The sequence below is a fragment of the Vibrio sp. Isolate23 genome (assembly GCF_022398095.1).
GTDB lineage: Bacteria > Pseudomonadota > Gammaproteobacteria > Enterobacterales > Vibrionaceae > Vibrio > Vibrio coralliilyticus_A.
Genome location: NZ_JAKEUV010000001.1, coordinates 279,948 through 292,167, shown reverse-complemented (window position 1 = coordinate 292,167; position 12,220 = coordinate 279,948). Strand labels below are relative to the sequence as shown.

Genomic DNA, 12,220 nt, shown 5'->3' with positions numbered 1-12,220 from the left:
AGCTCTGCGTTCTGGATCTTCCCTGTAGCCCTTAATGTGATTAACTAAGGTTAGTTTGAGCCTCATTCATTGTTTTGTGTGAGGCTTTTTTTATTGTTTCTCTTCAAAGATTATTGATGGTTGGTTGTCATTTATTAACTCGATGCCATGTAGGGTGTGAACCAAAAACACACAACGGCAATGTGCTCAGTTTTGATTTTAGAGGAAATATAAGAGTATGAAATCACGTATGAATTATTACACTACTGCTCCGGAAGCGATGAAAATTCTGATTGGACAAGAAGAGTATTTGCGTGAGCAATTTAAAACATCTGAAACTCTTACGGTTCATCTATGGGAGTTGATTAAGCTTAGAGTGTCTCAGATGAATCAATGTGCGTACTGTGTGAATTTGCATAGTAAAGATGCGCTTGAGCAAGGAGAAAGTGTGGAACGATTGATCGGTCTTAGTGCATGGCGTGAAATGCCTTTTTACGATCAGGTCGAATCGATAGCACTTGATATGGCAGAAGTTCTGACCCTAGGGCAATCATTGGAAGACGACAAATACAGCCAAGCAGTGGAAATTTTGGGTGATAAAGCGGTAGTCGATTTAGTTGTAGCGATCAACGCCATTAATAGCTGGAACCGGATAGCGAAAACGTTCAAACCGCAAATAGCAAAGAAATAAACAAGATAGGCTGAATGCAATGAATAGACGCGGATGAATCCGCGTCTTTCACTTTTTGAGCCCGAAATCTACATCTTGGACGGACTAAATAGCAGGGCTGAAAAGTGAAATTTGTGTGAGTACCCTGACGAGCTTATTAATTGATTGAAAGCTCATGTCGACGGCTATTCACGAGAGGTTGTCAGTGAGTTTTCCAAGTCAATAATTGTGCATCGAATAGAAAGCATTTGCATTGCCGCGCCCGGAGAGAGCTTTCTGATAAAGCTAACGGCTTGATGTAGATCCTCGGGTGATATTTTTAAATCGTTTTTGATACGTCCATCATTGGTCATGTCAGTGTCCACGACGCTTGGACACAGACAACAGACCTTGATACGAAATGGTAGGCACTCATCATATAGGGAGCGGCTGTAACTCACTATGGCGGCTTTAGTCGCGGAGTAAATAGCAATTTTAGATACTGGTTCTAAACCTGCGGTAGAACCAAGGTTATACACCTCACCAAATCCTTGAACCTTCATCTTTTCAACCACCATATTACAGATCAAAATATTAGAGATAATGTTGGTATTTATGAGTTCAGTGAGATCATTTAATGAAACTTGAGTATTCCCTGGTTTCAATATTCCAGCACAATTGACCATCACATCAATTCTTTCGTAGCGAGATAATAGTGACTTTATGGATTGCTGAAGGTCCGATGGATTACGAAAATCAACCGAGACAGTTTCAATCTCACAGTGAGGATACCGTGACAGAATGTCGCTTTTCGCTTTACTTAGATTATCTGGATTGTTCGCGACAAGAATAAGAGAGAAATGTTGCTTTGCGAAGTATTCCGCTATGCTTTTCCCAATGCCTCTACTTCCTCCAGTTATAAGTGCATATTGATGCATCCTTTCTCCAGTCATTGCTTGAGTATCTAGGTCAAAGGATACAAGTTCGAGATGTGTTTTTTCTTAGGAATTATCTGATTTTTCAATGAACTTAGGCAATCGAGCGTTCATATTTTCCTTCTCATTAAAGTTGGAGTTGATTGAACGGCTCTCTTATGTGCCAGAATGGTTGTTGATGAGAAGCGAATGTAGCCAGTAAGAGCAACCTCATGCTTCCCGATCTCCTTAGGTACATCGCCTTGTTATGGAAAGGGATAATGAGATTTTTGCTCTCGCTCATTAATTGAGCGTTTTAATTTTTATAGATCTAATGAATTTACTTAATTAGAACTCTAATGAAAGATTTTCCTCAAATACATCGATATCGAGTTAAGTGTCTAAGCTCGTGAGGGTGTAAATTCATTTCTGTATTTTACTTTATTTACTGATTTTTTCTTAAGTATTTGATTTATTATGTTTTTGTTTTGTTTTTTTGTTTCCATTTACCTGGCGATAACAACGAAAATAACTTCGCCTTGAAGGAATAGACTGAAGAAATTATCATCACTATTTCTATGAAAGCTAAGTGGAATTTGTCGGATAATTAAAAAAATAGTTTGAGTGCTAACTAATTTTCTGGCATTTTATATTTAATTGAACGTTCAATTAAAAAAGGAAAGGGTCATGCCTAAGGTAGGGATGCCAGAAGTCAGAAGGCCTCAGCTCGTTCAAGCCACAATGGCGGTGATTGATAGAGTTGGGTTGCACGCAGCGAGTATTTCGTTGATCAGTAAGGAAGCGGGAGTCTCGACTGGAATCATCAATCACTACTTTGGCGGCAAACAAGGTTTGTTGGAAGAAACGATGCGAGAAGTGCTTAGGCAGCTTTCGCTTACCGTGACGGAGCGCCTTAAGAAACTGCCTACCTGCGCACATCAGCAACGTATTAACGCCATTATTGATGGAAACTTTGTTGGTTATCAGGCTGAGAACAAAGTGGCCAAAACTTGGCTCGCGTTTTGGGCTTACTCAGTACATGAACCTCAGCTCAAGCGCTTACAGCGTGTCAATGAGAAGCGCCTTTTATCGCACCTTCGGATAGAGTTGAAAGCGCTATTTGACAAAGAGCAAGCGGAAATTATCGCGCATGGCATCGCAGCATTGATTGATGGCATCTGGCTGCGAGGCACGATGAACCCTCATGGCATTGATGCTGATAAAGCCCGGTTAATCATCAATGATTACCTGGATAAGCAGCTCACTTTTTATTCACAAAAATAACGAAAAGTCAGAACTATCAAATGGATATGAAATCACTATACATCGATGGTAACGCCTGTAAGGCGACATCGGGTGAACATTTTACTACTTACAACCCCGCTAATGGAGAACCATTGGCTGAAATTGGGCAAGCTAGCCAACAGGATCTTGAGCGCACCATCGAGTCGGCAAAGCAAGGCTTCAGAGTTTGGTCTTCGATGTCACCCATTGAGCGTAGCCGCATACTGCTTAAAGCAGTGGCTATATTACGCGAGCGAAATGATGAATTAGCCGCTCTAGAAGTAGCAGACACTGGCAAACCTATTCAGGAAGCGATTGAAGTCGATATCACAACGGGCGCAGATGTGATCGAATATTACGCAGGTCTTGCTCCTAGCATGCAAGGTGAGCAGCAACCTTTGAGTGAGAGCCAGTTTTTCTATACGCGGCGTGAACCTTTGGGGATTTGTGCCGGCATCGGTGCTTGGAACTATCCCATTCAGATTGCGATGTGGAAATCGGCTCCTGCACTTGCTGCAGGTAACGCTATGATCTTCAAACCTTCAGAAGAAACACCACTGACTGCTTTAAAGTTGGCGGAGATATTCACTGAAGCAGGGCTACCTGATGGTGTATTTAACGTTGTTCAAGGTGATCACCGTGTAGGACAAATGCTTACGGCACACCCTGACATTGCAAAAGTATCATTCACGGGTGAATCAGGTACTGGCAAACTGGTTATGGCGGACAGCGCTAAAACGCTGAAGCAGGTCACCATGGAGTTAGGTGGTAAGTCACCAATGATTATTTTTGACGACGCCAAGTTAGACCATGCGGTATCAGCGGCAATGGTAGCGAACTTCTATACCCAAGGCGAAGTGTGTACACATGGTACACGAGTCTACGTTCATGAAGATATTTATGATGCTTTTGTTAGCCAATTAAAACAAAGAACAGAAAAACTGGTGGTGGGTGATCCAATGGATATGGACACTCAAATCGGTGCGCTGATCTCCAAAGAGCACCTAGGTAAAGTTTTGAATGCCATCGAAGAAGCAAAGCACAGTGGTGCCACTCTTCTAACTGGCGGTGAACAGTTAACGCATAACGGTCTTGAAAAAGGCAATTTTGTTGTGCCGACTGTTTTTATTGATTGCTCTGATGATATGCCACACGTCCAGAACGAAATCTTTGGGCCAGTGATGTCTGTACTCAAGTTCTCAGATGAACAAAATGTTATCGAACGAGCCAATGATACAACCTATGGCTTAGCTGCTGGCGTGTTTACACAAGACCTTTCTCGTGCCCATCGAGTGATTCACCAACTACAAGCGGGAATTTGCTGGGTAAACACATGGGGTGACTCACCTGCTGAAATGCCTGTGGGCGGTTATAAGCACTCAGGTATTGGCCGCGAAAACGGTCCGGAAACGCTTCGTCACTACACCCAGACAAAGAGTGTCCTAATCGAGTTGGGCGATTACGTCAGCCCTTACGCTTAAACAGCAACGGAGAAAGAAAATGGAGCAAAGCTACGATTATATCATCGTTGGCGCGGGTTCGGCTGGCTGTGTTCTGGCGGATCGGCTTTCTGAAAGTGGTGAACATCAGGTGCTTCTATTGGAAGCCGGTGGTACAGATAAGAGTATTTTCATTCAAATGCCGACCGCGCTTTCTTATCCGATGAACACCGAAAAGTATGCTTGGCAATTTGAGACGGGTGCTGAAGATGGCCTAGGTGGACGTAAGCTACATTGCCCTCGCGGCAAGGTGCTTGGCGGAAGCTCTTCAATCAATGGCATGGTTTATGTTCGAGGACATGCTTGTGATTTCGATGAGTGGGAAGAGAACGGAGCCAAAGGCTGGAATTATCAATCTTGCTTGCCGTACTTCCGTCGCGCAGAGTCTTGGAAAGGCGGAGAGGATAAATACCGTGGAGGTGAAGGGCCAGTCGGTACCTGTAACGGTAATGACATGACGCTTAACCCATTGTATCAAGCTTTTATTCAAGCTGGCAAAGAAGCGGGTTACCCGGAAACTGCCGATTACAACGGTTATCAGCAGGAAGGTTTTGGCGCGATGCATATGACAGTGGATAAAGGCGTACGCGCATCCACGTCTAACGCCTACTTAAGGCGCGCTCTAAAACGCAAGAATTTGACGCTGCTTAAAGGTGTAGTTGTTCATAAAGTTCTGTTGGAAAACAAAAAAGCCATAGGTGTCGAGTTCGAGCGTTCGGGTAAATTAACGAAAACCTTTGCGAAAAAAGAAGTCATTTCTAGCGCAGGATCCATTGGCTCAGTGCAATTACTTCAATTGTCTGGAATTGGGCCGAAGGCCTTACTCGAACAAGCGGGAGTAGATGTAAAGCACAACCTACCGGGAGTCGGTGAGAACCTGCAAGATCATCTTGAAGTTTACTTCCAATATCATTGCCAGCAACCCATCACTTTGAACAGCAAGCTCGGCTTGGTGAGTAAAGGTATGATTGGGGCGGAGTGGATCCTGACACGCAAAGGTTTAGGGGCGACTAATCACTTCGAATCTTGTGCGTTCATTCGCTCACGCAAAGGGCTTAAATGGCCCAATATTCAATACCACTTTTTGCCTGCAGCAATGCGTTATGATGGGAAAGCTGCATTTGATGGACATGGCTTCCAAGTCCATGTCGGCCCAAATAAACCAGAAAGTCGTGGTCGGGTGGCAATCAAGTCTGCAGACCCGCAAGACAAACCCATGATTGAGTTTAACTACATTTCGACAGAGCAAGATCGACAAGACTGGCGAGATTGTATTCGCCTGACGCGTGAGATCCTCTCTCAACCAGCCATGGATATGTACCGTGGGAGTGAAATTCAACCGGGAGAGAGTGTCACTACTGACGCTGCCATTGATGAATGGGTTAAACAAAATGTGGAGAGCGCATATCACCCATCTTGTAGCTGCAAAATGGGTTCAGACGAAGACCCGATGGCAGTGCTGGATGAATATTGCCGAGTACGCGGTGTTGAAGGGCTGAGGGTGGTGGACTCGTCGATCTTTCCTACCATCCCTAACGGTAACCTGAATGCCCCCACCATCATGGTTGCGGAGCGAGCCGCAGATTTGATTTTAGGGAAGCCTTTGCTCAAAGAGGCTAAGTTACCGGTCTGGATTGCGCCAGATTGGCAAGAAAAACAGAGAACCGAGACACCAAAAAGAGACGTATCTTCTGTCTCGTAAAGTCAGTAAATATTACAAGGAAAACATTATGTCTATGATGACAAAAACATTATCAACGGTCGCGCTGAGCGTGATGACAACAACGGCTTATGCTAATCAGTGTGAAACCGTTCGATTTGCAGATGTGGGCTGGACTGATATTACCGCTACAACGGCAGTAACCAGCGAATTACTCAAGGGGCTGGGTTATAAAACGAAAACCGACTTGCTCTCTGTTCCGGTCACCTATTCTTCTATGGCGAACGGTGATATCGATATCTTCCTTGGCAACTGGATGCCAACCATGGAGGGAGATATCGCTAAGTATCGTGAAGCTGGAACGGTTGAAACTGTACGAGCAAACCTTGAGGGCGCAAAATACACGCTAGCTGTACCCAAATATGTTTATGATGCGGGTGTGAAAAGCTTTGCAGACTTAGCAAAAAATGCCGACAAATTCAGAGAGCGTATTTACGGTATCGAGCCAGGCAATGATGGCAACCGTTTGATTCAGTCGATGATAGACAGTGATGCATTTGGCCTAAAAGGTTTCAACTTGGTCGAATCGAGTGAAGCGGGCATGGTCTCTCAAGTTTCCCGAGCGGTCCGTCGTAATCAGTGGATTGTTTATCTTGGTTGGGCGCCGCACCCAATGAACAATAACGTGGATATGGAATACCTTGACGGCGGTGATGACTTCTTTGGACCGAACTACGGCGGCGCCAACGTTTATACCAACGTACGATCTAACTACCTAAATGAGTGCCAAAATGTTGGCCAGCTCCTGAAGAACCTGAAGTTTAGCCTAGAGATGGAAAACGCTTTGATGGAAGAGATTCTGAATCAAAATGTTAAGCCTTCAAAAGCAGCATTGCAGTGGCTGAAAGACAACCCAGAACAAGTGAAAACTTGGCTTGATGGAGTCAAAACGCTTTCAGGTAGTGATGCAGCAGAAGCGGTATCAAACTACGTTAAATCTAACGCATAACGTTATCTGGCGGGCAATCTTGCCCGCCAAGCAATCTAAGGTTTTATTGTGAATTTTATTACCAACAACAAAATCCCTTTCGGTGAATGGATGGAAACGGGTGTCGACTGGCTAACCATGAATGCAGCGGGCTTTTTTGACTCCATCTCATATTTTCTCGAAACTATTATCCTTTTTGTTGTCGACATCTTTAAATGGATGCCACCAGCACTACCGATTTTACTTACCGCTGCTATCGCTTGGTATTTACATCGTAGCATTCCATTGGTTTTGTTTATTATTGGTGCATTGCTAACCATTCTTAACCTCGGCTACTGGCAAGAAATGCTGGAAACCTTTGTCCTGGTGTTTGCTGCGACAACGATTTCCGTATTAATTGGCGTTCCATTAGGGGTAATGGCAGCGCATCGCGCTTGGCTATATACCTTACTGCGTCCTATTTTGGACTTGATGCAAACTGTCCCCACTTTCGTTTATTTGATTCCAACCCTGGTCCTGTTTGGTTTGGGGATTGTTCCTGGGTTAATTTCGACCATTATTTTTGCTATCGCAGCTCCGATTCGTCTTACGTATCTTGGGATCATTAAGGTTCCAGAGGAGCTGATTGAAGCTGGTCAGGCATTTGGCGCGAGTAAGATGAAATTACTCTATAAAGTCGAGCTACCAGCGGCGTTGCCAAGCATTATGGCCGGTGTCACTCAGTGCATTATGTTGTCACTTTCAATGGTGGTAATTGCTGCACTAGTCGGCGCTGATGGCCTAGGTAAACCAGTGGTTCGGGCACTAAACACTGTGAATATCTCTCAGGGCTTTGAAGCCGGACTGGCCATTGTGCTGGTTGCGATCATTCTTGACCGCCTTTGTAAATCACCTAATCAGAAGGAAGTGTAATCATGGATGCGATTAAGATTCAGAACCTTGATGTTGTATTTGGTGATCAGCCGCAGAAGGCTTTGTCGCTGCTGGATGAAGGAAAAGTACGTCAGGAAATTATCGATCAAACAGGGCAAGTCGTGGGCGTTGATAACGTCACTATGAGTGTCAAAGAAGGCGAGATTTGCGTGTTAATGGGCTTATCTGGTTCAGGTAAATCAAGCCTACTTAGGGCGGTGAATGGTTTGAACTCTATCAGCCGTGGTTCATTGCAAATCAAGGATGGCGATAATCAGGTTGAGCTCTCTTCTTGTAATGAAGAAACGTTAAGACACCTTCGCACTCATAGAGTATCCATGGTATTTCAAAAGTTTGCTTTAATGCCATGGCTGACTGTGCTCGATAACGTTGCATTTGGTCTTGAAATGCAAGGAATGCCGAAAGCTGAACGAAGAGCAAAAGCACGTGAGCAGCTGGAAATGGTCGAGCTGTCAGACTGGGAGCAAAAATATCCGCATGAGTTATCTGGCGGGATGCAGCAGCGTGTAGGGCTGGCCAGAGCGTTTGCAATGAATACTGACATCCTGTTGATGGATGAGCCTTTTTCGGCGCTTGATCCTCTGATTCGTGCTCAGTTGCAGGATGAGTTGATCCAGCTTCAGAAAAAGCTTAATAAAACCATATTGTTCGTCAGTCACGACTTGGATGAAGCACTTAAAATTGGTAACAACATTGCTATTATGGAGTCTGGTAAGCTGATTCAACATGGTAAGCCAGAGCAGATCGTACTCTCACCAGAAAACGATTACGTGAAAGACTTTGTATCGCATACGAATCCGCTTAACGTGTTAAAGGGCCGTTCACTAATGCAACCGGCGAGCGAACTAGAACAAGAAAACGCAAGATGGCAAATTTGCCCAACCCAAAAAGTGTGGGTCGAAGGGCGTGACAATCAGTTGCATCTTGATAGTGGCATCAATCTAAAGCTGGTGGATTGGCGCGATGATTCGATTGAGTTGAATGATATAAATAAAGAGTCCGTCGTGATTGCAAACCCAGACATAAGCATGAGAGAAGCGATTAAACTCAAGCAGAGAAGTGGCCAGCCCATTTTATTGGTTGAAAATGGTGAGCTGATTGGCGTTTTGGATGACAGCGACTTTTACGCTGGTTTGCTGGGAAAGCATACTAAACCTCAAGCTGCTTAAGCAGGCGTTAAAATTTTGTTATGAAGCGCAGCACTTTATGCGAGACATAAGTGCTGCTTTTTTTGATAAGAGTCTACGCGGTTTCTCTGGTTGCCTTACGCCACGCTGAGATCGCCTTAACGATAAAAGTGGTTAGTACGAATGAAATGGTCAATTTGCTTTGGGACGAAGGCGGTATAAATCATACTGGTATGTGCACTTCTCATCTCTATATGATCGGTCATGCCATCAATTTTTGTCTCATCAACCGTAACCGTACCATCTGATAAGGTTTGATTTCCCATCATCAAGAGTGCTCTCGCTCCGACAGCTAAAGTGCCAGCAATGCTGCCAAGCTTCTGGGGAAAGCACCAAACGTCATCATGCTCCTGTAAACCAAACTCTGCTGCATTGCCGAGTATCGCACCCATACCAAGATCTTGAATACGGCTAACAATCGAGGCACCTTTAAAAGGCGATCCTACAGTCACAACATGCGAGATTTTCTGCTTAGATGGTTGTCTGGATGAGAGATAGTGCTTGATGATCAACCCTCCAAGGCTATGGCCAACTAGTACGTTACTTTGTTGTGGTGACAACGCTTGGTCTATGGCTCGGAACACTTTGTGCTCATCAATGGCAACACTGTTATAGCTAATAGTTTGAGTATCGTAGCCGTAAGAGCGTAACTTTTGGCTGAGTGGTTGCATTGCCAGCCCATGCATGTACAGCCCATGGAGAATGATTATTTTCATCGGACTTCTCACTACAAAATCTTAGCCTCATTCTGCCAATGCTGGGGTGGTTTAACCAGCAGTGGAAGCAAGATTTGATAATCCGTCGGCAGTATTTGTATTGCTCAACTGAACAAAAGTAATTGGCGGGGACAAGAAACCAGAGAAGACAGTTGTTGTTCACTAGCTAGAAGCGAAAAACGGGTGACACCCTGGCTACTTATACATAGATTTTGCTGCGTGAATATAGAACAGCATCACCCGAAACAATCACCTTGTCCTCTTCCACGTGACAATATAGAGTGCCACCACGTTTAGACGCTTGATAGGCTTTGAGGTTGGACTTACCTAGTTGTTTCGACCAATAAGGAGCCAGTCCAGCATGAATAGAACCCGTGACGGGATCTTCACAGTCACCGACATCGGGCCAAAAGTAGCGAGAGACAAAATCATACTGTTGGCTTTTGGCTGAAATCACTAAGTCATAAGGTGCCAACTTTTCTAAATATTCACGACGAACCTGAACCTCAATGATATCTTGCTCATTCTCATAGAACGCGAAATAGGCCTGTGGGCTTTTCAGTACATGGCTTGGTTGAATGGAAAGTGCTTCCATTACTTCCGGCGGTACTTCAGATTCTATTGGCTTCCGATTTGGGAATGTCATTAATATTCGCCCAGACAGGTCTTTTTCAACTTCTAATGAGCCTACATGTCTTGTTTCAAACTCGATCTTTCCATTCAGAGCGAAAAATTGGTAAAGCACATACGAGGTGGCGAGTGTCGCGTGGCCACAAAAGTCGACCTCTGCGACGGGAGAAAACCAGCGAATCTCATATCGGTTAGCGCCTGTGGGTTTAACAAAAGCGGTTTCAGAAAGATTATTTTCTGCTGCAATGTTTTGCATTATTTCATCGCTGAGCCAATCAGCTAAAGGAACTACTGCCGCGGAATTCCCTTTAAAGCGTTGAGTTGTAAATGCATCGCAGGTGAACATCTCCAGTTCCACACTTCTCTCCAATTCTTGTTATGTATTCATTGTTGAGAATGTATTCTCATAAGTAATTATTGTAATGCTTTACACACCGTGAGTGGGAGTGTCTTCGCAAAGGATAATACTTTTGTTACATGCTGTTAATAAGAACTGGGATGGGCGTAAGAATTAGGAAGGGAGAAAGTTAGGCAGCACAGCATGCTGAATGTACTGCCCAAGTTGTTATTGGAAGCTAACTAGAGATTCCCTAGTCAGTTCTTGAATGTTTTTCGCGCCAGTAAGCGTCATGGCAACGCGCATTTCTTTTTCGTACAGATCGAGAAGGTTCTCTACGCCTGCCTGCCCCTGTGCTGCAAGTGCATAGATGTAAGAACGGCCTAGCATGGCACAATCTGCACCCAAGGCTAGCATTCGGACTACATCCAGGCCAGTACGAATACCAGAATCAACAAAGATCTTCAGATCACCTTTTACGGCATCAGCAATGCTTGGTAATGCTTTAGCTGATGACATAACTCCATCTAACTGGCGACCACCGTGGTTGGAAACCACAATGCCATCAGCGCCAAATTTAACTGCATCTTTTGCGTCCTGCTCATCTAGAATTCCTTTGATGACCATGGGGCCATCCCAGAAGTCACGAATCCACTCTAGGTCTTTCCACGAGATGGAGGGATCAAAGTTTTCACCTAACCAGCCAATGTAGTCTTCGAGCTTCGTTGGCTCACCGCGGTAAGTTGAAATGTTGCCTAGATCGTGCGGTTTACCAAACAGACCGACATCAAATGCCCAAGAAGGATGACGCATCGCTTGAAAGACTCGACGCATTGCTGCATTTGGTCCGCTCATACCAGAATGCATGTCACGATAGCGAGCCCCGGGGACTGGCATATCAACCGTAAAGACGAGCGTTGTGACTCCGGCTGCTTTCGCGCGTTCAAGTACGTTTTTCATGAATCCACGGTCTTTCAAAACGTAGAGCTGAAACCACATGGGTCTTGCGAGCTCTGGTGTGACTTCTTCAATAGGGCAGACGGACACTGTCGACATCGTAAATGGGATGCCTTTGTTTTCCGCAGCAATAGCGGCCTGTACTTCACCGCGTCTCGCGTACATGCCAGTTAGACCAACTGGAGACAGAGCAATAGGTAGAGAGAATTTTTCACCAAAGATTTCGGTTTCCAGATTCAGATCAGACATGTTTTTGAGAACACGTTGTTTTAGGGCAATATCCGCGAGATCTTCGGTATTGCGTCTCAACGTGTGCTCTCCATAAGAACCACCATCAATATAGTGGAATAAGAACGGCGGAAGTTTAGATTTAGCCGCTTTGCGGTAGTCTGTTGAAGCTGAGATGATCATAAATTCAGTCCTACATTTACATATTGGGGCCTAGATAAGGCAAGAACGACATCTTTATTAGATTAAAAAGGCGTTA

The 12,220-nt window shown here is 44.6% G+C and carries 11 protein-coding genes; 7 read left to right on the top strand and 4 right to left on the bottom strand.

From position 1 onward, the window contains the following. The first annotated feature begins 217 nt into the window (after positions 1 to 217). Positions 218 to 670: a carboxymuconolactone decarboxylase family protein gene (locus L1D31_RS01245; RefSeq protein ID WP_239835288.1), complete on the top strand. Its 453-nt coding sequence runs from the start codon at positions 218 to 220 to the stop codon at positions 668 to 670. A 164-nt stretch (positions 671 to 834) separates the two neighbouring features. On the opposite strand, the gene L1D31_RS01240 is transcribed toward L1D31_RS01245, so the two are convergent. Next, on the bottom strand, positions 835 to 1,566 hold the full coding sequence (locus L1D31_RS01240) for an SDR family NAD(P)-dependent oxidoreductase (RefSeq protein ID WP_239835287.1): 732 nt from the start codon (positions 1,564 to 1,566) through the stop codon (positions 835 to 837). A 663-nt stretch (positions 1,567 to 2,229) separates the two neighbouring features. On the opposite strand from L1D31_RS01240, the gene betI reads away from it, so the two are divergent. Genes betI through choV form a run of 6 tightly spaced genes read left to right on the top strand, consistent with a single transcriptional unit; the run spans position 2,230 to position 9,075 of the window. Continuing rightward, positions 2,230 to 2,826, top strand: a complete 597-nt coding sequence (gene betI / locus L1D31_RS01235; protein WP_239835286.1) for a transcriptional regulator BetI — start codon at positions 2,230 to 2,232, stop codon at positions 2,824 to 2,826. Between the two features lie 20 nt (positions 2,827 to 2,846). Beyond that, positions 2,847 to 4,307, top strand: a complete 1,461-nt coding sequence (gene betB, locus L1D31_RS01230; RefSeq protein ID WP_239835285.1) for a betaine-aldehyde dehydrogenase — start codon at positions 2,847 to 2,849, stop codon at positions 4,305 to 4,307. Positions 4,308 to 4,326: 19 nt separating this feature from the next. Further along, positions 4,327 to 6,027, top strand: coding sequence for a choline dehydrogenase (gene betA, locus L1D31_RS01225; protein ID WP_239835284.1), 1,701 nt, complete (start codon positions 4,327 to 4,329; stop codon positions 6,025 to 6,027). Positions 6,028 to 6,055: 28 nt separating this feature from the next. Then, entirely contained in the window at positions 6,056 to 6,994 is a 939-nt protein-coding gene (locus L1D31_RS01220; protein ID WP_239835283.1) for a choline ABC transporter substrate-binding protein, read from the top strand. A 48-nt stretch (positions 6,995 to 7,042) separates the two neighbouring features. After that, entirely contained in the window at positions 7,043 to 7,885 is an 843-nt protein-coding gene (gene choW / locus L1D31_RS01215) for a choline ABC transporter permease subunit (protein ID WP_239835282.1), read from the top strand. A gap of 2 nt (positions 7,886 to 7,887) precedes the next feature. Then, positions 7,888 to 9,075 carry a choline ABC transporter ATP-binding protein gene (gene choV, locus L1D31_RS01210; RefSeq protein WP_239835281.1) on the top strand — a complete coding sequence of 396 codons (1,188 nt, stop codon included), beginning with the start codon at positions 7,888 to 7,890 and terminating at the stop codon, positions 9,073 to 9,075. A gap of 116 nt (positions 9,076 to 9,191) precedes the next feature. On the opposite strand, the gene L1D31_RS01205 is transcribed toward choV, so the two are convergent. The 3 genes from L1D31_RS01205 to lldD all read right to left on the bottom strand — a co-directional run bounded on the left by L1D31_RS01205 (position 9,192) and on the right by lldD (position 12,144). Further along, positions 9,192 to 9,809, bottom strand: coding sequence for an alpha/beta fold hydrolase (locus L1D31_RS01205; protein WP_239835280.1), 618 nt, complete (start codon positions 9,807 to 9,809; stop codon positions 9,192 to 9,194). Positions 9,810 to 10,008: 199 nt separating this feature from the next. After that, a complete protein-coding gene (locus tag L1D31_RS01200) occupies positions 10,009 to 10,797 on the bottom strand; it encodes a PhzF family phenazine biosynthesis protein (RefSeq protein WP_239835279.1) in 789 nt (262 codons plus the stop codon). Between the two features lie 207 nt (positions 10,798 to 11,004). Further along, positions 11,005 to 12,144, bottom strand: a complete 1,140-nt coding sequence (lldD, locus tag L1D31_RS01195; RefSeq protein WP_239835278.1) for an FMN-dependent L-lactate dehydrogenase LldD — start codon at positions 12,142 to 12,144, stop codon at positions 11,005 to 11,007. Positions 12,145 to 12,220: the final 76 nt, after the last annotated feature.